Raw genomic sequence first — 23,892 nt, forward strand, 5'->3', positions numbered from 1 at the left:
CACTGAAGAGTGAGAGGGTCGCATCAGGTCTTCCGGAGCGGACGGGGGAGAGGCCATGTCAAAGACGACGGCGAGGCGCACACGTCTGATGTCGGTGTTTGCGTTGGCGGTCGCCCTCGCCACCGCCGGTTGTAGTACGCCCCATGGCGATGCGCTCCTCGCCGAGATCGATCCTGCGGCATCTTCCGCGGTGGCCGCTTCGACCGAGATACTTCTCACGACAGGCCACCCGGTCACGGTGATCGGCAGGGGAGAGCGCGTCGAGTTGTGCCTCGGCGGTGTGCTGGACATGCTGCCACCGGGATGCATGGGTGGAGTCGAGATGGTCGGCTGGGATTGGGATGCTGTAGCGGGGCAGTACGAGGAGAGCGGCGAGGTTCGCTGGGGCGACTTCATCGTCACCGGGACATACGATTCGGACGTCGAGACCTTCGCGTCGACTACGCTGATCTCCGGATCCGGCTACGGGCTGGAGATCGATCCCATAGGCCCGATCTTTGAGACCCGTTGCGAGCCACCGGAAGGCGGATGGCGGATCCTCGATGAGACGAAGGCGACATACGAGACACTGCACGCGACGACCGCTGCCGCCGCGACGCTGGACGGCTACGCGACCACGTGGCTCGATCACTCGCTGGTCCCGCCGGTGCCAGAGGGAACCGAAGTTCTTGACGAGATGCAGCACTACGCATTGACCGCCGGACACAACATCTTGAACGTCGCGGTGCGAGGCGATGCCGAGCCCGCCGAGGCGATCCTTCGACAGACCTGGGGCGGGGCGCTGTGCGTCTTCACGGTCGACTACACCGAAGCCGAATTGAACGCTGTCCTGCAGGAGCTCGTCGCGACGTACTCTTTTCTGACGGCGGGCCCGGATGGAAGGTCAGGGACGGTTTGGCTCAGCGTCGTCTACGACGCTGGCGGGGAGCTGCAACGCGAGGTCGATGAGAAGTATGGCGCGGGGCTGGTACGCGTCTCGTCTGTCCTGCAACCGGTGGTGCCGTAGTGGAAGCGCACGAACATGCCAGAAAAGAATGAAGCGTCGGACGTCGTGCTCTGGTCACGCGCGCTGGATGGCGACGATCGGGCGTTCGCGGTGCTCTTCGATCGGCACGCCGAGCGGGTGCATCGGCACGCACGTCGCTTCTCGGCGAACAGGGAGGATGCTGAGGATGTCACCGCGCTGGTGTTCCTCGAAGCTTGGCGTCTTCGGACACGGGTACGGGTCGTGAACGGCTCGGTGATCGGCTGGCTGCTGGTCACCGCAGCCAACATTGCACGCAACGGAGCCCGAGCGCGGATCCGTCATGAGCGACTGCTCCGCGGGCTGAGGCCAGAGTCTGTTCCGGACCACGCAGAGGCGGTGCTCGGCGAGGAGGGACGAGAAGTCGTGCGCACGGGCGTGCGGGCCGCGTTCGAGCGGCTGAGCCCGCGGGATCAGGAGATCCTCGCACTGTGCATCATCGAGGAGCTCACGCCGCAGGACGTGGCCAAGGTCCTCAGGGTGCCGTCCGGCGCCGTGCGCACGAGGCTGAGCCGGGCCAAGGCGCGTCTCCGGGCCGCCATCGGCGACCTCGGGTCAACCGAATGGGACGGGGAATGGGCATGAGCGACAACGACGATCGCCTGGATCCCGCATTCCACCAGCGGCTACGGATGACGCTGGTGCGGACGGTCCGGGAGCAGCGATCACGACCGAGGCAGACGGGAGCGCGGGTCGCTCTGGGAATCATGACAGCGATGGGTCTGGCCGCCATCGGCGGGGCCGGAGCGACGATGCTCCCGCCGCACCCCGTGGCGTCCGCAGAAGCTGTGAGCATCGACGCGACCTGTGCATCTGACCCGTTCCTGATCCGTGGTGCGGCGGATGATCTCAACGACTCTGTGCATGTGGCACCGGTCTGGGGTGTTCTGATCACGGTGACCGTCGCGGACCCTGCCTGGGCACCAGCGCGGATGCTGGAAGCCTGCGCCGATCTCTGGAGGGCAGGGGCGATTCCCGCGACGGCGAGCCCTCTCACGGTCGAGTTCCAGCTGAACACTAGCGTGGAGTCGCAGGGGCCCCACTCCCTCACGCCCGAGAGCGCCGAGGGAGTGACCGAGCAGGGCGGCACCCTGAGCGCGCCGCGGTGGAGCGCGGCCAGGCCGCATCCGGCACCTCCGCTATCGCTCTGCGCCCTCGAGGGCGGCACACCGGTCGTCGTTCCTCATCTCGACTGCACCGAACTCGGTTTGCGGGACTGGTCTCCGGAGCGCGCGCGATGAGAGGCCGAACGCGAAGGGCCGGGCGGCATCTCGGAGTGGCCGTCCTGTCCACGATGATCCTCGCTCTCGCGGCCTGCACGGGAGCATCCACCGATCGTGCTTCGCCAACGGTCTCCCCCGAGCAGTCGGCGGAGTCACCACCGACCGCGCTGACGGTTCCCGAGACCGTGCTCTGCGGCGGTCGTGGGATCCTCGACGTGTGGATATCGGTCGACCGGCTGGTCGACCAGCGCGCGGCCACCGAGCTCGGACCGCGGGCCGCAGCGGCGGTGCAGCGCCAGGACTTGGGACCCAATGCGAGTGGTGTGGCGTTCGACTCACTGCCGAGCGACTGGTTTATCGGCGAGGAATCGGCGGATCGGGTCATCCTGCTCCAGCGGCTTCCGCTGCCTGACGGCTTGACGGCGGACGACCCCGGCGCCGTGGCCCTTCCTGACTATTCGATGCGCCTTTTCCTCATCGACCCGCCGGTACCGGCGGATCTCAGAAACTGGTTTCCGGTGTTCGAGAACGAATGCAGCTTCGAGATTCCCCTGCAAGACCTCCGGATCCCGGATCTGATGATCGACGATGCGCTCAAGGATCCAGCGGCGACCCACCTCGACCTTCTCGTTCACGAGAGGGAGTGCACCAGCGGGAGATCCGCGGAGGGGCGCATCAAGGTCGTCGCGCTGCGGGAGACGGCCGATCGTATCGAGCTCGCGATCGGGATCAGACCGCCGGATGGCAGCGGCGTTGCCACATGCGTGGGCAACCGCCCCACACCCTTCCGGCTCGCACTGAGCTCCGCGCTCGGCGATCGAGACGTCGTCGACCTCGGGCGCGTTCCCGCGCTGCCGGTCCCGGTGGTGACATTCCAGGAGTGGTGATCGCGTTCAGCGGCCCACCAGCAGATTGAGCTCGCCGACGGCGGAGGCGGCCGCATCCACCGCCCTCGCTGTATCCGATCCGGCATCGACAGCCGCACGCACGTCCCGCAGCCGCTGGGAGTACGCGGAGACACCATCCCGCCACTGCGCCCCGATCGATGCTGGGGGCAGGGCGCCGGAGAGTAGCTGCGCATCCTCCTGCAGCGTGTCCAGCACGCTCAGCGCATCCTGCCCGTTGCTCTCGGACACGATGTCGAGACCTGTCAGCGCGTCACCGAGCCAGGGGCCCACCTGGTCCCGGAATGCGTCGAGATCGGGGTCGGCGACCGGCGGCGGCGTCACGACCGGATCCGGTGACGGCGGAGCCGTAGGCGTCGGTGTCGCGGTGCGCGTCGCGGTCGGCGTCGACGACGGCGCGGGTGAAGGCGTGTCGTCCGGCGTGGCCGTACCGCGGGGGAGCAGGAAGAACAGCAGAGCGCCGACGATCGCCAGGGCGACGACCGAGAGCGCGACGATCAGCCAGACCCGTCCGCTGTTCTTCGGCTTCGGGGGGATCGGTGCCCACCGCAGTTCCGGCTGCTGTTCGCTCATCGTCACGCCTCCAGAGGCGGCATGGGCTTCCAGGAACGGTCTCGACCGAGCTTGCCGCCCTCTCGGAGCCCGCGGAAGAGGTTGCTCGTGCCGCGCACCGTGCGCTCCACGAAGACCAGGCGGATGAGCTCCTTCGCGAAGGTCATCGACGTGCCCAGTGCGAAGAGCAGCGGATTATACGCGCCATGCACGCGGTAGTAGTTCTTGATGAATGCCCGATTGCGCATGATGTAGAAGCGGTAGGCGTTGCTGGACGCGTTCATGTGGCGGACACCCATGTCCCACTGCTTGATCTCACGGGTGCGGCGCAGGACGAACTCGTCCACGATCACCGCGGTTGTCTTCCGGGAGGCGAGCCAGCCGTACATCTGGTCATCCCAGTAGATGAAGAAGCGAGGGTCGGGCAGGCCGATCTGCGTGACGATCGAGCGATGGATGAACATGCCCTCGAAGCATCCGCTGTTCATCTCTTTGAACCCGGATTCGTCGAAGCCCGAAGGGGCGAACGGGATCGGGATGCCCATGCGCTCGGCGATGCGGTATTGCCAGTAGAACTCGCTGCCGTCGTAGTCGTAGCGGCGACCCTGGATGCTCTTGAAGCGGGGGGTCCACTTGCCCATCCGGGCAAGGCCGTCGGGGAGCACCTCGACGTCGTCGTCCATCATCCAGATCCATTCGGATCCGAGCTCGTGGGCGGTGCGCATGCCCTCGCTGAAGCCACCGGAACCGCCGGTGTTCGTCTCCAGCCTGCGGTAGACGATCTCGGTGCCGATGCCGTCGCGGAAGGACTCGACGACCTCGGTCGTGTCATCAGACGAGGCGTTGTCGATGATCACGACGTGGCCGGGCTTCGGTTCCATCGCGGTGATGCTCGTGAGCAGGCCGGTGAGCAGGTGCGATCGGTTGAAGGTGACGATGACGATCGTCGCGGAAAGCGGGTCGAAGGGGGCTTGTATCGGGGTCATGCCTTTTCCTCGAATATCTGCTGCCAGGATTGGGGGGAGACGAGCTCGGGTAGAGCCTCGCGATACTGCTGTTGCAGCGCCGGCCAGCGGCGGCGCAACTGGGCATGCAGGCGAATCGATTCGCGCAACATGCGCCGGAACTTCGCACGATCCCGCGTATAGACGTTCTTGCCGGAGCCGTCTGCTGCACTTACCAGAGCACTGTCGAACGCTGGGAGCCGCCACCAAAGCGCGTCATCTTTGCCGAACTCGACCTCGGGCTGCGTCACGTTTGCGTCATCTGGCCTGTGCAGCCAGTGTGACACCAAGGTGGAGAGGGTGAACCTGCGCAGGCGGATTCCGGTGGGATTGTCCAGATCATTCTTCGACAGCTGCTTAAACACCTGCCGTCCCTTTCGGGAATGCAGCACGGTTGAAGGGTCCCGGTGAACCACCGTCTCTGGGAAGTCGGCGGCCAACGCACGTGAGGCGGGCATGGCTGTGCCGAGTGTCCGGCGCATATGGTCTGGGCCCGAGAGGACGTCGTGCAGAGCCTGCGCACGCAGCGCGACGGGGTAGTACTGCATCATCATCAGATGCTTGAGGTCGACCCGTCGGCTGTGCTTGAGGAGGGTCCCGCCCCGAGGTGCCTGCGAGTGCAGAAGTCCTGCGACGATCCGGTTCCGCGCGTGGAAGTACGCCTGCCAATCGATCGTGTCGTCTTTGTTGACCCAGGAGACGTGCCAGAGAGCGACGCCCGGCATCGACACAGTCGGAAAGCCCGCCTCGCCAGCGCGGAGGCAGAATTCCGCGTCGTCCCACTTGATGAAGGCGGGGAGCGCCAAACCGACGCGCTCGATGGCCTCGACTGGGATCAGGCACATCCACCAGCCGTTGTAGTCCGCATCCATCCGCTTGTGCAGAAGGGCGGACTGACGCAGGTTGGCGACGCCGAAATCGTGCGGCATCCGCTCTTGATACAGATTGCGCCACATGAACGGGTTCTCGTCCACGACCTCGGCCCAACCGTGCAGCTTGGGCCGGTCGAGCAGATCGAACATGTGACCGCCGACGAGTATGGGGGTCGTTGCGTACCTGCCGAAGACGATGGAACGACGCAGGGACTCTGGCTCGATGCGCACGTCGTCATCGAGCAATTGCACGAAGTCGCTATCCGGTCGTTGCAGCGTCTCGAGCATCGCCCGAGAGAAGCCTCCCGAGCCACCAAGGTTCGGCTGCTGGATGACCTGTAGCGTTTCTCCGAGCTGGCTCGCGATCGCGGCATACCCGCTCTGTTCGGCGACGGTCTGCGTGCCCTGGTCGATGAGGAAGATGCGGTCGATGAACTCGAGGGCGTCCGGAGACGAGGCGAGAGCCCGCAGCGTTTCCACGCAGTAGTCGGGTTTGTTGTACGTCGTGATGCCGAGCGACGCCTTGCCGTGGCGTGCAGGTTCCTGCTCGGTAGTCCACTCGCCGCCTTCGAGCACTGCATGTTTCTCGTCGGCAACCACATCGAACCAGATCCAGCCGCCGTCGCTGTACTGCGTGAGCGACACGTCGAACGAACTCGTCGATTCCCCGGTGACCTCGCGTGTCGCAACACGCTGGCGGACGCCGCTGCCATTCGAGCGGTAGACGAGGATGGTCGCGGGCCCGGTGGTGCGGACTGTGAGACGCACCTCACGGACGCTGGTCCAGTGCTGCCAGTAGGAGGCCGGGAACGCATTGAAGTAGGTGCCGAGCGAGACGCGTCGACCAGCCACGACACGAGCACGGTGCCGCCCGAGGATGTTACCGAGGTGCGCCCGACTCGAGACTCGGACCGGTTCCTCCTCGATGACCGACCATGTCTCAGGATCGGCGTACAGAGGCAGCAGATCGGGGTCGCGATCGAGCGGAAAGACGACGTTCTGCAGGACATATGCCACGGGGGAGATCTCCGATGTTGTTGCGCCGCACACCTCCGTCGCGGGGAGGGTATGGACTCGACGAGCAGAGAGTAGCCTACCCGGCGATTCCTTCGGATCTGTGGGGAGCACGCGGCGCTCAGGGATTCACATGCGCTGACCGGTAACATGACCGCGATGAAGATTCTGATCACGGGCGGTGCCGGGTACATCGGGTCTACGATCGCGACGGCATGCACCGACGTCGGCATCGAACCGATTCTGATCGATGACCTGTCTACCGGCATGCGCACCTTTGGCGACGGTCGTTCGCTCTACGTCGGTGACATCGCCGACCACGACATCCTCGATCGCATCTTCTCCGATCATCCGGATATCGATGCCGTCATCCACTGCGCCGCTCGCATCGTCGTACCGGAGTCGGTCGTGGACCCCCTCGGCTACTACGACACGAATGTAGGCAAGACGATCGTCTTCCTGCGCCGGGTGCACGAAGCCGGGATCAAGCGTGTGGTCTTCAGCTCCTCGGCCGCGGTGTATCGGGGCGAGGCAGGCGAAGGCGTTGACGAGGCCGGAGAGCTTGCGCCCTCCAGCCCGTACGCCACGACCAAGGCTATGGTCGAGCAAATCCTCGCCGATGCGGCCGCCGCGGCGAACTTCCGCGCGATCGTGCTGCGCTATTTCAACCCGATCGGTGCTGATCCGCAGATGCGCACGGGGCTCCAGAACCCGCTGCCTTCTCACGTCCTCGGCAGGATCATGCGAGCACACGCGGCCGGCGAGCCGTTCACGATCACGGGAACGGACTGGCCTACTCGCGATGGTTCAGGCATCCGGGATTACATCCATGTCTGGGACCTTGCACTCGCCCACGTGGCCGCCGTCACCTCGTTCGACGACGTCGCGACGGCCACGGAACCGTACCAGGTGATCAACCTGGGGACCGGGGCCGGTGTGACGGTGCGCGAACTCGTCAGCGCATTCGAGAGGGTCAAGGGCGAACCTGTGGCGGTCGTCGAGACGGAGCGTCGAGCCGGTGACCAGGCGGGTGCCTTCGCGATCGTAGATCGGGCGGAGGGCCTGCTCAAGTGGCGTACAGAGCGCTCTCTCGACGACGGCGTGCGCGACGCCCTCACCTGGGCGCAGAAGCTCCGCACTTTGCGCTGACCGGTCTACCGCTCCGGACGCAGGATCGGAATGACGCCGGTGTGCACTGCGTCGATCTGCTCGCGCCAGGACCGGGACTGCCCTGCTCGGAGCGCGCACAGCACCAGCATGAACCAACCGGTCCCTGCGAGTGTGAAGCTCTCGAACATCGAATCGACCCCGAGCGTGACCAGCACGAGGGGGGTCCAGGCGTAGACGACCGGACGACGGACGCTGGCCACCAGCCAGGACCGGATGAGCGCGACTCCACCCAGGAGCAGGAACAGCGCGAGTCCTGCCGCGCCCAGTTGCAGGAGGGCGTCGAAGTATGCGTTCAGCGCCGTCTCGTGCCGCTCATCGAGTTGGAAGTTGATGTAGGTGAACGGGTACTCGCCGCGCTGCCAGGGGCCGAACCACCCCCAGCCCTGCAGGGGCTTCACAGCGGTGAAGTCGAGGATCGTGTTCCACAGCGTCGCGCGCACGGAGAAGTCGGATCCGGCGTCCATCATCGCGATGATCTGGTGACGGAGCACGAACGCGAAGGTCAGTCCCAGCGCCACCACCGCGCCGAGCGCCCACTGCACGAGGTTGCGCCGCTCGGCGGGAGCGTGCCGGACGATCATCAGGGCCACCGAGGCGATGCCCACGGCCACGGCGAGGACCAGCACGGTGGGGGAGGACGAGAGGAGTGCGAGGAAGCCGGCCGATCCGACAGACGCCACCGAGGTCGCTGCGGTCACCGACCGGGTGCGCCATTCGATGACGAACGTGATCAGGGCGATCACGGCCACGAATCCCAGCATGTTGCGGGTTCCGAAGATGCCCTGCACTGGCCCGCCCGCGGCGAGCTGCCCCTGGATGCCGAGGAAGGTGAACGGCACGTCGAGGAGGATTCCGGAGAGGATCTCCAGCCCCAGGGAGATGCCCAGCAGGACGCGCAGCGCATCGCCGATCGCCCGCACCGTCTGCAGGGTGTCGCGGATGTGTCCGATCGTGATCGCGAGGAAGGCGAAACCGAGAAGCGACAACCAGGCGAAGAACGTGTCGGTCCGGTCGGTGGTCCAGAAGATGCTGACCAGCGCCCAGCCCATGAACGCGAGCAGCGAGGACGGCGCGATCCGCAGCAGCGACAGTTCTTCTCGGCGTACGAAGAGGATGCCCGCTCCCACAACGCAGAGGACGGTCACGATCGCGGCGAGCGTGACCGACGACGACATCCGCTGGATGGCGAACGAGCCGAAGATCGCTGTGAGGGCGGCGAGGGTGAACGCCCGTGCCATCTCCGCCGAACCGAGCAGACGCCCGAGACGCAGCCGCGGCGTCGTCACGGAACCCGCCGCCGGCGCTCGCCGTGATCGGTGACGCGCTGGCGCTCACTGAGTCCGACGCCGACCAGCGGCACGGACTTGATCTTGAAGGAGAGCAGCACGAGCAGCATCCACCCCCACAGCATGATCGGCGTCGACTCCGCGTACCCCTGGACCAGCAGCACCACGGTGAACAGGCTCGGCAGGAGAGTGAGCGCGGAGTACGAGCGGTCGGCCTGCAAGTCCCATCGGGGGCGGTCGATCGCGAAGAACCACGATCGCCACAAGAGGCTCAGATAGGCCAGGGCGACGAGGACGACGCCGACGACGCCGAGCTGCATCAGGACATCGAGCCACATGTTGTGAGCGTGGAAGACCGTGATCCCGTGGTCTTCGATCCATCCGGCGAACGCGGGGTCGAAGGGCACCCACGGGCTCGAGAATCCGTTTCCGAAGATCGGATGCTCCGCAGCTCGCTCGAGGACCTTCTCCCAGATCTTGTCGGAGCGCCCCGTGAGGTCGGCGCTGCGGCCGAGGAGCGCGAGCAGCGGCTTCTGCAGCAGCCAGATCGCGAGGACCGCCACGACGGCTCCGCCGATGAACACGACGTAGAGGCGGGTGCGGGCTCCCGGCGTCTTCGCACGGCGCATGAGAAGAGCGACGACGAGCACGAGGGCGGCCGCGGCTGCACAGGCGTACGCCGTCGCCGAGCCGGCGCGGAACAGGAAGAACGCGGCCAGGAGCGTCCACAGCGCGAGCATCGTGCGCCGGCGCGCACGGGCCGCGAACAGGATGCCGAAGGTGAGGAGCGCGAACAGGCTGATGATCGCGAGCAGGTTCGAGTTGCCGACGATGCCCTGAACGCGATCGCCGTCAAAGAGGTTTCCGCGCACCCAGTACCAGTGCGCATTGATCTTGCCGTCCGGACGCTCGAAGAAGTTCGGCAGGATCGGTCCGTGCACGACGAGGGACACCCAGAGCTCGAGCAGGAGCGAGAGTCCGAGGATCCACTTGAAGGCCGAGGACAACGCCCGCACGATCTCGTGCCAGGTGAGCGCATGCGCGATGAAGAGGGCGTTCACGGTGACCGCCGCCAGCAGCATCCAGGTGAGCAGTGTCGGCCCACGCCACTGCGACCAGACGACGGAGATCAGCGCCAGCGCGGTGTAGCCGAGGGCGGCCCAGGGCAACCGGCGCCAGGCGAAGGGCTGCGGACGGTTGCGGGCGAGCATCGGGACGCCGATCGCCGGCGTCGCGAGCGTGAAGACGATCAGGACGATTGCTGCACCGGCCTCGCCCAGGAGGTTGTATACGGCGGAGTGCGCGAACGTCACGAACAGCACGGCGACCGCGTACGCGCGCAGCATCAGGTGCCCCGTCGATTCGCGTTCCGGTGGGGCGGGCAGGGCCGCCACCGGGTGCTTCGTGTACTGCGCCATCGCGTTCAGGCTACAGCGCCGGACTGTGCGGGCGGTGGCTCTACGCTGGGTGCCATGCTGCTGAGTCTCACCAACGTTCCGCGTGACTACTCCTGGGGATCGCCGACGCTCCTGGCCGGACTGGAGGGCCGAGAGGCGTCCGGTGCGCCGGAGGCGGAGGTCTGGTTCGGTGATCACCCCGGGGACCCGGCCGACCTGGCAGGTGGCGGCACTCTGGACACCGTCACTGGCGGCACGCTGCCCTACCTGCTCAAGCTCCTCGCGGCCGGTGGGCCGCTGTCGATCCAGGTGCACCCCACGATCGAGCAGGCGCGGGCGGGCTGGGCGCGCGAAGCGGGGCTGGCTTCGGATGACCTGCATCGCAACTATCGTGACGACAACCACAAGCCCGAGCTCATCGTGGCACTCAGCGAGCGCTTCGAAGCGCTCAGCGGGTTGCGCCCGGTCGCTGAAACCTTGCGGATGCTGGATGCTCTGGGTGACGTCCCGGGAGTCGCTTCGCTGCGCGCTCGCCTCGACGGAACCGGCGATGTCCTGCGAGGCGCCATCGGTTGGCTCCTCGCGGACGCGACACAGGGCGAGGTCGCCGAGATCATCGCCGCGACCCGCACTGCAGCGCATGCGGGCGCGGGGGAGTGGGAGCCGGTGCTGAGTGCCGTGGTCGGTGTCGCGGATGCCTTCCCGGGCGATCCAGGCGTGGTCGTCGCGCTGCTGATGAACCACGTGGTCCTGCGCCGCGGAGAGGGGATCTTCCTGCGTGCAGGTCTCCTGCACGCGTACCTCGGCGGCCTCGGCGTGGAGATCATGGCGGCGAGCGACAATGTGCTGCGCGGCGGACTCACGCCCAAGCACATCGACGTCCCCGAGCTCCTGTCGATCCTGGACACCACGACCGAGGCGGTCCCGGTGCTCCGCCCCGATTCTGAGGGAGCCATCACGTCGTATCCGGTTCCGATCGCGGACTTCGCCCTGCGTCGTGTCACGCTGACCGGGGCACCGCTCACCATCGACGTGGCGGGCCCGGCCATGGTCCTCAGCGTCGCCGGCGACGTCGTCGTCACGGGCGGGGATGCCGTGGAGCATCGGGTCGCGGTCGGTACGGCTGTGTTCGCCTCGGCCGATGAACGCTCGCTGCAGCTCACCGGCACCGGCGAGGCATTCATCGCGACTCCGGGGCGCTGAGGCCTTCCCCGGGCCCGCGACACGCCGATGAGAGCTCAAGAACCTTCAAGAGTCGCTTGAGGCTTTACGATCCGCGACTTGACCGATGCGAATGACACGGGTGTAATTAGGTATTGCACGGCCCGCCGGGGGGCGGAAACAGGGTTGGAGATCGAGATGACGGGATACCGTTCCGACGTACCGGAGAACTGGTTTGTCGATCCGATCAACCTCGGAGTACCTGGGGTTCGTCGAACCGATGCCGACGACGACAATGCTCTCGCCTGGCAGACCGACGCCCTCTGCTCGCAGACCGACCCGGAGGCCTTCTTCCCGGAGAAGGGCGGGTCGACGCGCGATGCGAAGCGCATCTGCACCACCTGCGACGTTCGCGGCGAATGCCTCGAATACGCGCTGAACAATGACGAGCGCTTCGGAATCTGGGGCGGGCTGTCCGAGCGCGAGCGCCGCAAGCTCAAGCGCCGCGCCAGCTGACGAATTCGCCGCAGACGGAGAGACCTCGGGTGCCGGCTTCGCGGGCGCGCCGCGTCCACTGCTCCTGAGAGCCGCAGCAGCCGCATAGGCTGACCTCGCCATGCCAGCCCGAGTTCATGCCATCATCGTCGCGCGCCCCGGCCCCACAGCCCGTGCGCAACTCCTCCGAACGCTGGATGCGCTGCGTTCGCAGAGCACTCCGGCCGCCGCGATCACACTGGTCGTGTGCGGCGATGCCGCCACCGCCCGTGAGAGCGAGACGGTCGCGAGCACCGTCGAGGGCATCATCGAGGCGCGAGGGCACACCTCGTTCGCCGAGGCCGTCGAGCTGGCCCGCCCGCGTGTCACCGAGGGCAGCGCCGTCTGGCTCCTCGCTCATGACACCGCGCCCCACCCGCTCGCATTGGAGCGGCTGACCGGAACCCTGGAGCGCTCGCCGTCCGCGGCGATCGTCGCTCCCAAACTGGTGCACACCGACAACGAGCGCGAGATCGTGTCCCTCGGCGTCAGCATGACCGCGCTCGGACGATCCGTCGAGCTGGCCGCCGGCGAACTCGACCAGGGGCAGCACGACCGGGGGGACGATGCCCTCGGCGCCGATATTCGCGGACTCCTGATCCGCTCGGAGGTGCGCGACGCCCTCCGACCCGACCGCGCCCTGGCCGGTGCTGACGAGGGACTCGACCTCGGTGTGCGTGCTCGCCTCGGCGGCGGACGTGTCGTCCTCGCGCCGACCGCCCGCATCTCCGTGCAACCGGACGGCCCCGCCGCGCTCCCGCGAAGCCGCTCCCGTCGCGCATACGTCACCAGGCTCGCGCAACTGCACCGCCGGCTCGCCTATGCGCCGGTGCCGGCGCTGCCGTTGCACTGGCTCGCGCTGCTTCCCCTCGCGCTCTGGCGCTCGATCACCCACTTGATCGGAAAGCGCCCAGAGGCGGTGTTCCCGGAGTGGGGCGCCGCCCTCACCGCGATGGCCCGGTTCGGCGCCGTCGCGCGTTCCCGGCGCCGCATCCGCTCGTTCCGCACGTCCTCCTGGGCCACCATCGCACCGCTGCGGGTCACGGGAGCGCAGTTGCGCCGTCGATTGGACGACGGCAACGGCAGCGAGAGCGGCGCCGTCAGTGAACTGCACTTCTTCTCCGGCGGCGGCGCATGGTCGGTGCTCGCCGCGCTCGCCGTGAGCATCGGCGTCTTCACCCCGTTGCTCGCGTGGCCGGTGCTCGGCGGCGGCGCTCTGCTTCCGCTGCGTCAGACGATCGGAGCGCTCTGGCGCGATGCATCGTGGGGTCTGCGTGGTCTCGGCATCGACGTCGTCGGCCCCGCCGACCCGTTCGCCGCCGTGCTCGCGGTGCTCGGGTCGCTCTGGCCGGGAGCGCCTTCATTCGCGCTCGTGCTGTTGTGGGTGCTCGCGCTGCCGCTTGCGGTGCTCGGTGGCTGGTTCGCGGCGACGCGCGTCACGGACCGCGCCGGGCTCCGCATCTTCGCCGGCGTCGCGTGGGCGCTCGCGCCCACCTTCCTCACCGCCCTCTCCGACGGTCGCCCCGCGGCGGTGCTCGTGCACCTCCTGCTGCCGTGGCTGTTCCACGCCGCTGTGGTCGCGCATCGCTCGTGGGGTGCTGCCGGTGCGGCATCCGTCCTGTTCGCCGCCGTCCTCGCGTGCGCGCCGTCGCTGGCACCGGCGCTGGTGCTGCTCTGGATGATCGCACTCGGCTTCGTGCTCAGCACGGCCCGCATCCGGGGAGCGCTGCGGCTGCTGTGGCTGCCGGCTCCGGCAGCCGCGCTGTTCGTGCCGCTCGTCATCTGGCACCTGCAGCACGGCAGTCTCTGGGCGCTTCTCGGCGATCCTGGGCTGATCTGGGGCGGACCGCACGCCTCAGCGGATGCCGCTGGTCGGCTGGCGCTCGCCACGGGGTTCCCGACGACCGATCTCGCGGGCTGGATGAAGTTCGTCGTCTTCGACGTGCCGATCGCAGCACCCATCGCCGTGTGGGCACCACTTCTGTGTGCGCCGCTGGCACTGCTCGCACTCGTCTCGGCGATCTCACCGCGCTGGCGCGCCGGCATCACGCTTCTGGTGGTGACCCTGACCGGCCTCGCCACAGCTTTCCTCGCTGTCGGCATTCAGGTGAGCTTCGTGCAGGGGACGCCGGTGCCGATCTGGCCGGGGGCCGGGCTGAGTCTCGGCTGGATCGGTCTCGTCGGTGCGGCGCTGGTCACCCTCGACACCGCGATCACGATGCCCCGTCTGCGTCTGCTGGCCACCTCGGTCACCGGTCTCGCGCTCCTGATCTGTGCGCTGCCGGCGCTCACGGCCGTGCACGCCGACCGCTCCGAACTCACGAACGGCCCTGCATCGACTCTGCCGGCGTACGTCGCCGCTCAGGCCGGTGACGATCGAGAGGTCGGAACGCTCGTGCTCACGCCGCAGAACGACGGAGGGCTCGCCGTCGAAGTCGCCTGGGGTGGAAGTGAGACGCTCGGTGCGCAGACCACGATGCTCTCCACGGCGACCGAGATCCAGGGTGCCGACATCACCGCGCTGTCGGTCGATCTGCTTTCCGCCCGTGACTTCGACGCCCCCGCAGAACTCGCGGAGCTCGGTATCAGTTACGTGCTGCTGGCCCAGATACCCGGTGATGAAGACGACAAGGCGAGGGCATTCCGTACGACGGCGGTGACGTCGCTCGATCAGCGTGCCGGCTTCGTGCAGGCGGGGTCGACGGATCGCGGCGTGCTCTGGCGGCTGGAAGCCGACGCCACTGCTCGCGAGGGACTCACCGGTGCCCAGACCGCCACCGCTCGGCTCGTCATCACACTGCAGCTGATCGTCGTGTTCGCGGCACTCCTGCTCTCGATTCCGACGCGAGCGTCACGGCGGGCAGCGCGCGGCCAGTCGCGCATCGTCGGACGTGCGCCCGACGAGCGGCTCGTGCTGCCGAGGTACGCGGAGGATGCGGCGTCCGCGCCTTCGGTCGCTGCACCTGTCGACGTATCCGATCCGCCGACGCGCGAGGAGACACTCGAGCAGGAGCCGAACCCCGAGACCGAGGACTCCGAGACCGAGGACTCCGAGACCGAGGACTCCGCCGCCGCGGGCTCGGAGTCGGGTCCGGAGTCGCCGGATCCGGAGTCGACCACCACCGAGGAGAAGCGATGAGCGGGACCCGGGCTTTCCGTGTCGTGACGACCAGCGCCCGCGTGCTCACCGGGACGCTGGTCGCCGCAGCATGCGTCGTCGGAGTGGTCGTGGCCGTCGCTGCTCCCTGGCCGACCATTGAGAGCACCCCGGCGCAGGCCGATGTGACGCCTCTTCCCGGCGATGCCGTGCTGGTGTGCAGCGGTGACTTCCGCGCCATCGGCCGTGTTCCCAGCGACCCGCTGAAGATGGACTCGGCGGGAACGCCGCGGCTCACCGTCGACGGCTCGGCCGGCGTGCCGGAATCCACTCCTCTGTCGATGCCGGAACTCGATCAGGCGGGCGAGCTCCACAAGCTCACGGGCGTCGTCGAAGGGCGCAGCGCGCCACTGATCGGTGCCGCCGAGTCCGTGACACTCGCCGAGACCGACCTCTCCGGCCTGGCCGCGGCGCCCTGCCGCGAGGCCCTCACCGAATCGTGGCTGATCGGAGGCAGCGTCGCCACCGGCACCGAGGACATCGTGACCCTCACCAACCCCGGCGACGTGGCGGCGACGGTCACGCTCACGGTCTTCGGCGACAAGCGGAGTTCGTCGAACGTGATCGTTCCGCCTGCGACGCAGGTCGCACTGCCCCTCGCATCGATCGCGGCGGGGAACCAGGCGCCGGTGATCCACATGTCATCGACCGGCTCCCCGGTTCGCGCGATGATGCAGTCCTCGCTCACCCGCACGCTGGACCCGGCCGGCATCGACCTGCAGGATGCCGTCGCCGGCCCACAGCAGCATCCCGTGATTCCCGGTGTCCAGGTCTTCCCGGTCGACGGCGACGACTCGGAGATGGCAGTGATGCGGATACTTGCGCCGGGTGCCGATGCACAGGCGCAGGTCACGGTGCGTCCGGTGGGGGAGTCCTCCGCGGTCGCGACGGAGTTCCTCGTCCCGCTCACCGCCGATGTGCCGGCGCAGGTGTCTCTCGGAGATCTCGGAGCGGGCTCGTACACCGTCGAGGTCGATGCGGACTCACCCGTCCTCGCCGCTGTTCGGCAGCAGGACGGTCAGGGACGCGGTGCCGACTTCGCGTGGGTGACTCCGGCGCCGGAGATCGACGCCGAGGTGCTCGTGGCCGTGCCGTCAGGGCCGAACCCGCAGCTGCTGATCACCGGCAACGCGGATGCCGAGTCGACGGTCGCCATCGAAACAGCGGAGGGCGGGGATCCTCAGACGATCCTCGTGCCGGCCGGGGGTTCGATCGCTGTGCCGGTCGACGCACGCTCCGTCTACACGGTACGGCCGTCAGGGCCGGTGCATCTCGCGGTGACGATGACAGCGACCGGTGCGCTCGCCGCCTGGCCGGTGTGGCCGGGCGCGGGAGCAGAGCAGAGCATCACGGTCTATCCCTGACCCGTGAAGCGCTGACGCGTCAGTGATCGTGTCCGAGGTCCCAGGGTTCGCGCCCGACATACTCGGCGGCGGCTCGGAACACGGCACTCTCGATGGCCATGCGACGGTGGGCGGAGTCGTCGTGCCCCGGGGGGAGCAGGCGCTCGATCGGCAGGCGGAACAGCACGATCCGGCGCGCGTCACGATCGAGGTGCCAGCGCGGCACCTCGTCGGTCGCCTCCTGGGTCGGCATCGCGCCGATCTCGAAGCGCACTTCCTGCAACTCGGGCCAGGTGCCGCGGAGGAACTCCACGGCGGTGCCGACGGTCAGATCGAACCGGTCGATCCGCCCTTCCAGGGGAGCGAGCGGCGGCCGGACGACCTCGCTGCGGCCGAGCCGCCCGTGACGACCGTGCCGTGCACCGCGCCGGGGAGCGGCGGAGGCGCGGGCTGTGCGTCGACGTTGCATGACGAAAGTCTAGGCGTTCCGCCTGGGCCGCGGCGCGGCATCCGCTCGCCGTCGTCCGCCGCCCGTACTCTGGCAGAGATGGACGGACGACTCTGCTCGAAGGTCGCTTGCGCGCGTGAGGCCGTAGCGACGATCACGTATGAATACGGCGACAAGATGGCCGCGCTCGGGCCGCTGGGCGCCGCCAATCACCCTCATGCGCACGACCTGTGCTCTCCGCACGCCGATCGGGTCTCCGTGCCGGCGGGCTGGCTCATCGTCCGTCACGAGGCGCTCCGCGCCTGAGCGCATTTCGTCGGCCGGCCGCATCGCGGCAGCCGTCGCCCTGCACGGGAAGATGATCGACGCGATCCGCTTCTGAGAAGATGGGGCCATGTCAGAGCTCGAGTATCGTGTGGCCGACCTGTCTCTCGCTGGAGCGGGGCGGCACCAGCTCCGTCTCGCAGAGAACGAGATGCCTGGACTCATGGCGCTGCGGGAGGAGTTCGGTGCCGCGCAGCCGCTGAAGGGCGCGCGGATCGCCGGGTCCCTGCACATGACCGTGCAGACCGCAGTCCTGATCGAGACGCTCACCGCGCTCGGCGCCGAGGTGCGCTGGGCGAGCTGCAACATCTTCTCGACCCAGGACGAGGCGGCCGCGGCGGTCGTCGTCGGCCCGACGGGCACGGCGGATGCTCCCGCCGGCGTCCCCGTGTTCGCCTGGAAGGGCGAGTCGCTCGAGGAGTACTGGGAGTGCACCGACCGCATCTTCGACTGGTCGTCGTCCGGTCAGGTGGGGCCGAACCTCATCCTCGATGACGGAGGAGACGCGACGCTGCTCGTGCACCGCGGCGTCGCCTTCGAGAAGGCCGGCGCTGTTCCGGAGGCCGCGGCATCCGATCCGCACGAGTACACGGTCATCCTCGACCTGCTCCGACGCTCGCTTGCAGCCGACCCGACGCGCTGGACACGAATCGCGGCCGATCTCATCGGCGTCACCGAGGAGACCACGACCGGGGTGCACCGGCTCTACGAGCTCGCGGCGTCGAGCGACCTGCTCTTCCCCGCGATCAACGTCAACGACTCCGTCACCAAGAGCAAGTTCGACAACAAGTACGGGATCAGGCACTCCCTGCCGGACGGCCTGAATCGCGCCACCGACGTGCTGATCGGCGGCAAGGTCGCCTTCGTCTGCGGGTACGGAGATGTCGGCAAAGGCGCGGCCGAGGCGCTACGAGGGCAGGGTGCGCGCGTCATCGTCAGCGAGGTCGATCCGATCTGCGCGCTGCAGGCGGCCATGGACGGCTTCCAGGTGGCGCGGCTTCTCGATGTCGCCGACGTCGTCGACATCGTCGTGACCGGCACCGGTAACCGCGACGTGGTCACCACCGAGCACCTGCTCGCGCTGAAGCACCTCGCGATCGTCGCGAACGTCGGCCACTTCGACAACGAGATCGACATGGCGGGCCTCGAGACGCTCGAGGGCGCCGAGAAGGTCGAGATCAAGCCGCAGGTGCACGAGTGGCGGCTGCCGAACGGACGCAGCGTCCTGGTCCTCAGCGAGGGCCGCCTGATGAACCTCGGCAACGCCACCGGGCACCCGTCGTTCGTCATGAGCGCGTCGTTCACCAACCAGGTGCTCGCGCAGCTCGAGCTCTACACGAACATCGACGCGTACCCGACGGGCGTCTACACCCTGCCGAAGGCGCTCGATGAGAAAGTCGCGCACCTCCATCTCGACGCGCTCGGCGTGCGGCTGACGCGACTCACCGACGCGCAGGCGGCCTACATCGGTGTGCCGGTCGACGGTCCCTACAAGCTCGACCACTACCGGTACTGAGCGACGCGACCACGGCGGTCGGTCAGACGCCGATATGGCGTCCGGTGAGCTTCTCAGCGCGCCGATCGGCGTTCTGCAGTGCGCGGCGTTCGCGCTCGCGACGCAGCACCGTGATGCCCATGAGTACTTCTTCCGGCGAGACAGGGGGCATGGGGGAGACGAAGGGCGCGGCCTCGGCGAGCAACTCCTGCGCCACCCGGACCCTTGCACCGGGTGCCATCCGTGGCGCCGTCTGCAGAAACTGCGAGATGCGCCGGGCCAACCGGTCGGGGAGGCGCGCGACGTCGGCGACCTGCGCCCAGCCGGTGAGGGAAGGCGGAAGCAACGGCGCATGCGGAACGAGCTTCGGTGTCCTGACGCGCTGGCTGTATGTTCCAGCGACCATGTCGCCGAGGCGTTGCGAGCGCCCGTTGAACGCGCCGGCCAGCACGGCGATGCCGCCGAGGGTCATGTAGATCTCGAGAACTCCCAGCAGCGCACGGATGAACGCGTGCCGGAAGCCGGCGGCGCCGCCGTCGACGCGTACGATCCGGCCGCCGACGGCGAGCTTGCCGAGACTGCGGCCTTTCAGCGCCACCTCCATCGCGATCGGCACGACGACGAAGCTGACCACGATCGCGACGACCATCGAGATCCGGTCGGTCGCCTCATCGAGAATGCCGACGTCGAGGAGCCAGATCCGCAGGAAGATCCACAGGATGAACAGCGCGAATCCGAGCAGCATGTCGATGATCGCGCCGAGCGCGCGCAGCAGGAAGCCGACCGGCTGCACATCGATCGCGACTGCCTCGCCGGAGAGGACTTCGTCGGAGGCGTCGATCGAGGCAGACATGAGTACAGTAAATCAGGTGGATGCCGATGCGCTCAGTGATGCACGCCGCCCCGAATGGGAGCGGTTGGAGCACCTCAGTCACGCCCGGCTCGACGGCGCAGGCGTCGACGAGCTCATCGTGCGCTATCGGGCGGCCTCCGCGGATCTCGCGGAACTGAAGACGTCGGTCGGTGAAACGCCACAGGGCGCCTACCTCTCCACGATCCTGGTCCGTGCGCGGCTTCGGCTGACCGGAGCCTCCGACAACGTTCTCACTCAGATCGCACGGTTCTTCACCCAGCAGCTTCCCGCGGCGCTGTATCGGCTGCGTTGGACGACGCTCGTGATAGCCCTCGTCTTCATCGCGATCGCGGTCGGAACCGCGGCCTGGATCGCCAGCGACCCCGAGCTCGTCGCGACGCTCGGCCCGCCTGATCTGCTCCAGCAGTACGCGGACGAGAGCTTCACCGGGTACTACACGGAGAATCCGGCGGCGGTCTTCGCCGGCATGGTGTGGACGAACAACGCGTGGATCGCTGCGCAGTGCGTGCTGTTCGGGGTCACCGGTCTCTGGCCGGTGTACATGATCGTCCAGAACGCGATGGGCCTGGGCGTCGCCGGTGCGGTGATGGCTGTGCATGATCGCGTCGACGTGATGGTGCTGTACATCCTGCCGCACGGGATGCTGGAGCTGACCTGCATCTTCGTCGCGGCGGCCGCGGGACTGCACGTCTTCTGGGCCTGGGTCGCGCCGGGGCACCGTACTCGCGGTGAGGCGCTCGCCGAGCAGGGACGCGCGTTGGCGACGGTCGCGATCGGGTTGATCTTCGCCCTGTTCCTCGCCGGTCTCGTCGAAGGCTTCGTCACCGGATGGGCGTTGCCCTGGCCGGTCAAGATCGGGATCGGCGCGGCCGCGCTCGCCGTGTTCCTCATCTACATGCTCGTCGTCGGCGGCCGGGCGCACCGCCGGGGCGAGACCGGCGATCTCGTCGAATACGAGGCCGGAACGCCGCGCCTCGTCGCCGGCTGACTGCTCGCTCAGGCGGCCTCCGACTCCTCTTCGGAGTCGAACAGAGCCTTGTATGCGAAGCCCGCGATGAGCGCGCCGATCACGGGGAACACCAGGAACACCCACAGCTGGGCGAGAGCGTCTGTGTTCCCGTAGACCGCCGTCGCGATCGAGCGCGCGGGGTTCACCGAGGCGTTGTCGATCGGGATGATCGCCAGATGGATCAGTGTCAGCGTGAGACCGATGACGAGGCCGCCGAAGGCGGTGCCGCGCGTCGGATGCGTCACGCCGAGGATCACGATGAGGAACACGGCAGTGAACAGCACCTCGACGACGATGGCGGCCCCGATGCCGAAACCGCCGGGGGAGGCCGCATCGAATCCGTTGCTCGCGAATCCGGCGTTGCGCTGTGCTTCCAGCCAGCCCTCCGGTCCGAACAGCCCGACCAGGAAGATGAGCGTCGTCGCGACGAGACCGCCGATCACCTGAGCGATCACGTAGCCGGGAACATCGCGCCACGGCATCCGGCCGGCTGCGGCGACGCCGACCGTGACAGCCGGATTGAAATGCCCACCCGAGATCGGGCCGAAGGCGTACGCGCCCGCGATGACGGTGAGGCCCACAGCGAGGGCGACGCCGAGGAACCCGACGCCTTTGTTGTGCGCATCCGTGCCCTCTCCGAAACCGGCTGCGAAAAGTGCCGTGCTGATCACACCGAGGACGAGGAGGAAGGTGCCGAAGGCCTCAGCGGTGAGTTTGGCCGTTCTGGAAGGCGTATCCGTGCTGATGTCGCTCATATTCGTTCTCTCCTTGGGATTCACAACCGGCCTGCGGCCTTCAGTTCGAGGTAGCGGTCCGCGATCCGGGGCGGAAGATCTTCGGGGTCGGCGGCGATCGCTTCGCCGCCTGCGCGCCGGATGGCATCCGCGACGTTCTCCGCGTCTCGGAGCGTGCGTTCGGCGGCCGCCGCGAGGTAGATCTCCTCGCGGGAGCCACGCTGCTGGGCAAGGGATGCGACATCGTCGTCTGTGACCGACCCGACCAGCACGGTCGTCGCCCGCGACGCGTCGGGGAACGCGCCGAGGAACCCGCGCGCCGACTCCGCTGCGTCCTGGGCGGTCAGGACGACGATCAGCGAGGGGCGGGTCGTGAGAGTGCGCACGGCGGCGAAGGCGCCATGCCAGTCGGTGTCGACCAGTCGAGCGTGCACGGGGGCCATCGCATCCGTCATCGCGGGTAGGAGCCCTGCGCCGTCGACGCCGGTCACTCGGCCGCGCACGACGCGGTCGTACAGGAGGAGATGCACATGATCACCGGCACGCGAGGCGAGCGCGGCGAGGAGGAGCGCCGCCTCGAGCGAGGCGTCGACCCTGGTCCCGTCGCCGACGCGCGCTGCTGCCGTACGACCGGTGTCGATGATGATCACGACGTGCCGATCGCGCTCCGGGCGCCAGGTCCGCAACATCGTGGTGCCGGCGCGCGCCGTCGCCCGCCAGTCGATCGAGCGCACGTCGTCGCCGCGCACGTACTCGCGCAACGAATCGAACTCGGTGCCCTGACCGCGTACCTGGATGCTGGTGTTGCCGTCGAGTTCGCGCAGCCGAGCGAGGCGCGACGGCAGGTGCTTGCGGGAGGAGAAGGCGGGGAGCACGCGGATCGCACCGCGCACTCGGTGGCGCGCCTGACGTCCTGCCAGTCCGAGCGGCCCGCGAGAGCGGATCATCACGAACTCGCTGACCAGCTCGCCACGACGCCGAGGGAGCAGCGGGATCGCGACACGCCGCCGTTCGCCAGGGGGGACGACCATGCGCGAACGCTCCGACCCTGCACCCGCCGTGGGCTGCCAGGCATCCCGGATCAGTGCGTGCAGGGTGCGGCTGCCCTGATTGTGCACAGCGATGCTCACCGGCACCTGCTCGCCGAGACGCGAACGCGCAGGCACCCGTCGGCTCACTGCGACGGCGTGCGGGCTGGCTGCCAGGGCGACGTCGAGGACGACCAGCAGCGCGCACAGCCCGACCCACGCGCCCAGCAGCGCGTACGGCGGATAGCCCGCCATCCCGAAGGCGACGAGCGGAACCACGCCGATGGCGAGGGCGACGGCGAGGCGGCCGGTGACGAACACCTAGATCGGCACCCTGGTCTGCTGCACGACCGAGGTGAGCACGGCATCCGCCGACACGCCTTCCATCTGCGCGTCGGGGCGGAGCGAGAGACGGTGCCGCCAGACGGGCACCAGCATGGTCTGCACGTGGTCGGGGGTGACAGCGGACGAGGCGTTCAGCCACGCCCATGCCTTCGCCGCGGCGAGCAGCCCCGTCGAGGCGCGAGGGCTGGCGCCGAGTTCGACGGAAGGGGACTGGCGGGTCGCGCGGGCGAGGTCGACGACGTACCCGAGCACGTCATCGGTGACCTCGACGCGACCGGCGGCCTCCTGCGCCGCTCGGATCTCGTCAGCGCTCACGACCGCCTCGACGCCGGTGAGCTCTCGCGGCGAGAAGCCCTCGGCGTGGCGGCGGAGCACCATCACCTCGGCATCACGCTCTGGCATGCCGACGACGAGCTTCATCAGGAAGCGGTCCAGCTGGGCCTCGGGGAGCGTGTACGTGCCCTCGTGCTCGATGGGGTTCTGTGTCGCTGCGACCAGGAACGGGTCCGGCAGGGGGCGGCTGACGCCGTCAGCCGACACCTGGCGCTCCTCCATCGCCTCCAGCAGCGCGGCCTGCGTTTTCGGCGGAGTGCGGTTGATCTCGTCGGCGAGCATGATGTGCGTGAACACCGGTCCCGCCCGGAAGTCGAACTCACCGGTGCGCGCGTCGTACACGAGCGATCCGGTGACGTCGCCCGGCATCAGGTCGGGGGTGAACTGGACGCGTTTGGTGTCCAGCCCCAGAGCCCGGGCGAACGACCTCACGACGAGGGTCTTCGCGACCCCCGGCACGCCCTCGAGGAGCACATGCCCCCTGGCCAGCAGCGAGACGAGCAGTCCGGTGACGGTGCCGGCCTGTCCGACGACGGCTTTGTCGACCTCGGTGCGCACGCGGTGCATGGCCTGACGCAGCGCGGCGTCGTCGGCGGTGAAGTTCTCAGGGGTCACGAGGTGTCCTCGGCTTCCGTCGGGATGGGTGGACGTCGGATCTGT

At 68.1% G+C, this 23,892-nt stretch carries 22 protein-coding genes; 12 read left to right on the forward strand and 10 right to left on the reverse strand.

What is annotated here, in order from left to right; all coding sequences use genetic code 11:
- Positions 1–55: 55 nt before the first annotated feature.
- The 4 genes from MRBLWH12_RS02470 to MRBLWH12_RS02485 are packed head-to-tail and all read left to right on the forward strand — an operon-like array spanning position 56 to position 3,134.
- On the forward strand, positions 56–1,006 hold the full coding sequence (locus tag MRBLWH12_RS02470; RefSeq protein WP_363545743.1) for a hypothetical protein: 951 nt from the start codon (positions 56–58) through the stop codon (positions 1,004–1,006).
- 15 nt (positions 1,007–1,021) lie between these two features.
- Entirely contained in the window at positions 1,022–1,609 is a 588-nt protein-coding gene (locus MRBLWH12_RS02475; protein WP_363545745.1) for an RNA polymerase sigma factor, read from the forward strand.
- Complete coding sequence (locus MRBLWH12_RS02480) at positions 1,606–2,265, forward strand: hypothetical protein (protein ID WP_363545748.1); 660 nt, start codon at positions 1,606–1,608, stop codon at positions 2,263–2,265. Before MRBLWH12_RS02475 ends, MRBLWH12_RS02480 begins: the two co-directional genes overlap by 4 nt.
- A gap of 35 nt (positions 2,266–2,300) precedes the next feature.
- Positions 2,301–3,134: a hypothetical protein gene (locus MRBLWH12_RS02485; protein ID WP_363545751.1), complete on the forward strand. Its 834-nt coding sequence runs from the start codon at positions 2,301–2,303 to the stop codon at positions 3,132–3,134.
- 6 nt (positions 3,135–3,140) lie between these two features.
- Here MRBLWH12_RS02485 and MRBLWH12_RS02490 read toward each other — a convergent pair whose 3' ends face one another.
- Genes MRBLWH12_RS02490 through MRBLWH12_RS02500 form a run of 3 tightly spaced genes read right to left on the reverse strand, consistent with a single transcriptional unit; the run spans position 3,141 to position 6,630 of the window.
- Positions 3,141–3,725: a hypothetical protein gene (locus MRBLWH12_RS02490; RefSeq protein ID WP_363545753.1), complete on the reverse strand. Its 585-nt coding sequence runs from the start codon at positions 3,723–3,725 to the stop codon at positions 3,141–3,143.
- A gap of 2 nt (positions 3,726–3,727) precedes the next feature.
- Entirely contained in the window at positions 3,728–4,690 is a 963-nt protein-coding gene (locus MRBLWH12_RS02495) for a glycosyltransferase (protein ID WP_363545756.1), read from the reverse strand.
- Positions 4,687–6,630 carry a glycosyltransferase gene (locus tag MRBLWH12_RS02500; protein ID WP_363545758.1) on the reverse strand — a complete coding sequence of 648 codons (1,944 nt, stop codon included), beginning with the start codon at positions 6,628–6,630 and terminating at the stop codon, positions 4,687–4,689. Before MRBLWH12_RS02500 ends, MRBLWH12_RS02495 begins: the two co-directional genes overlap by 4 nt.
- A gap of 123 nt (positions 6,631–6,753) precedes the next feature.
- Here MRBLWH12_RS02500 and galE point away from each other — a divergent pair, with 123 nt between their 5' ends.
- The gene (gene galE / locus MRBLWH12_RS02505) at positions 6,754–7,743 is read left to right on the forward strand and encodes a UDP-glucose 4-epimerase GalE (RefSeq protein ID WP_363545761.1); all 990 of its coding nucleotides are present in this window, start codon (positions 6,754–6,756) and stop codon (positions 7,741–7,743) included.
- A gap of 5 nt (positions 7,744–7,748) precedes the next feature.
- On the opposite strand, the gene MRBLWH12_RS02510 is transcribed toward galE, so the two are convergent.
- Positions 7,749–9,050, reverse strand: a complete 1,302-nt coding sequence (locus tag MRBLWH12_RS02510) for an O-antigen ligase family protein (protein ID WP_363545763.1) — start codon at positions 9,048–9,050, stop codon at positions 7,749–7,751.
- Positions 9,047–10,468, reverse strand: a complete 1,422-nt coding sequence (locus MRBLWH12_RS02515) for an O-antigen ligase family protein (RefSeq protein WP_363545766.1) — start codon at positions 10,466–10,468, stop codon at positions 9,047–9,049. The genes MRBLWH12_RS02510 and MRBLWH12_RS02515 overlap by 4 nt, the downstream gene beginning before the upstream one ends.
- A gap of 54 nt (positions 10,469–10,522) precedes the next feature.
- Here MRBLWH12_RS02515 and manA point away from each other — a divergent pair, with 54 nt between their 5' ends.
- From manA to MRBLWH12_RS02535, 4 genes are all read left to right on the forward strand, one after another.
- On the forward strand, positions 10,523–11,650 hold the full coding sequence (gene manA, locus MRBLWH12_RS02520) for a mannose-6-phosphate isomerase, class I (RefSeq protein WP_363545769.1): 1,128 nt from the start codon (positions 10,523–10,525) through the stop codon (positions 11,648–11,650).
- Positions 11,651–11,806: 156 nt separating this feature from the next.
- Positions 11,807–12,124, forward strand: a complete 318-nt coding sequence (locus MRBLWH12_RS02525) for a WhiB family transcriptional regulator (protein WP_341978466.1) — start codon at positions 11,807–11,809, stop codon at positions 12,122–12,124.
- A gap of 100 nt (positions 12,125–12,224) precedes the next feature.
- The gene (locus tag MRBLWH12_RS02530) at positions 12,225–15,281 is read left to right on the forward strand and encodes a glycosyltransferase (RefSeq protein ID WP_363545771.1); all 3,057 of its coding nucleotides are present in this window, start codon (positions 12,225–12,227) and stop codon (positions 15,279–15,281) included.
- Positions 15,278–16,663 (forward strand): DUF5719 family protein, encoded by a 1,386-nt coding sequence (locus MRBLWH12_RS02535; RefSeq protein WP_363545773.1) that lies wholly within the window; start codon positions 15,278–15,280, stop codon positions 16,661–16,663. Before MRBLWH12_RS02530 ends, MRBLWH12_RS02535 begins: the two co-directional genes overlap by 4 nt.
- Positions 16,664–16,682: 19 nt before the next feature.
- Here the strand turns inward: MRBLWH12_RS02535 and MRBLWH12_RS02540 are convergent, their stop codons facing one another.
- Positions 16,683–17,111, reverse strand: a complete 429-nt coding sequence (locus tag MRBLWH12_RS02540) for a hypothetical protein (RefSeq protein WP_341975292.1) — start codon at positions 17,109–17,111, stop codon at positions 16,683–16,685.
- Between the two features lie 78 nt (positions 17,112–17,189).
- On the opposite strand from MRBLWH12_RS02540, the gene MRBLWH12_RS02545 reads away from it, so the two are divergent.
- Together MRBLWH12_RS02545 and ahcY are read left to right on the forward strand one after the other, a co-directional pair.
- Positions 17,190–17,396, forward strand: coding sequence for a DUF3499 family protein (locus tag MRBLWH12_RS02545; protein WP_341975291.1), 207 nt, complete (start codon positions 17,190–17,192; stop codon positions 17,394–17,396).
- A gap of 88 nt (positions 17,397–17,484) precedes the next feature.
- Positions 17,485–18,930 carry an adenosylhomocysteinase gene (ahcY, locus tag MRBLWH12_RS02550; protein ID WP_363545777.1) on the forward strand — a complete coding sequence of 482 codons (1,446 nt, stop codon included), beginning with the start codon at positions 17,485–17,487 and terminating at the stop codon, positions 18,928–18,930.
- A gap of 22 nt (positions 18,931–18,952) precedes the next feature.
- Here the strand turns inward: ahcY and MRBLWH12_RS02555 are convergent, their stop codons facing one another.
- On the reverse strand, positions 18,953–19,762 hold the full coding sequence (locus tag MRBLWH12_RS02555) for an RDD family protein (RefSeq protein ID WP_341975289.1): 810 nt from the start codon (positions 19,760–19,762) through the stop codon (positions 18,953–18,955).
- A gap of 16 nt (positions 19,763–19,778) precedes the next feature.
- Between MRBLWH12_RS02555 and MRBLWH12_RS02560 the strand changes: the two genes are divergently transcribed.
- Positions 19,779–20,771 carry a stage II sporulation protein M gene (locus MRBLWH12_RS02560; protein WP_363551285.1) on the forward strand — a complete coding sequence of 331 codons (993 nt, stop codon included), beginning with the start codon at positions 19,779–19,781 and terminating at the stop codon, positions 20,769–20,771.
- An 8-nt stretch (positions 20,772–20,779) separates the two neighbouring features.
- On the opposite strand, the gene MRBLWH12_RS02565 is transcribed toward MRBLWH12_RS02560, so the two are convergent.
- From MRBLWH12_RS02565 to MRBLWH12_RS02575, 3 genes are read right to left on the reverse strand one after another with little or no spacing between them, the layout of a single operon-like run.
- Positions 20,780–21,547, reverse strand: a complete 768-nt coding sequence (locus MRBLWH12_RS02565; protein WP_363545780.1) for an aquaporin — start codon at positions 21,545–21,547, stop codon at positions 20,780–20,782.
- 20 nt (positions 21,548–21,567) lie between these two features.
- Positions 21,568–22,875: a DUF58 domain-containing protein gene (locus MRBLWH12_RS02570; protein WP_363545783.1), complete on the reverse strand. Its 1,308-nt coding sequence runs from the start codon at positions 22,873–22,875 to the stop codon at positions 21,568–21,570.
- Complete coding sequence (locus MRBLWH12_RS02575; protein ID WP_341978462.1) at positions 22,876–23,799, reverse strand: AAA family ATPase; 924 nt, start codon at positions 23,797–23,799, stop codon at positions 22,876–22,878.
- Between the last annotated feature and the right edge of the window lie 93 nt (positions 23,800–23,892).

The organism is Microbacterium sp. LWH12-1.2 (genome assembly GCF_040675825.1).
Classification (GTDB): domain Bacteria; phylum Actinomycetota; class Actinomycetes; order Actinomycetales; family Microbacteriaceae; genus Microbacterium.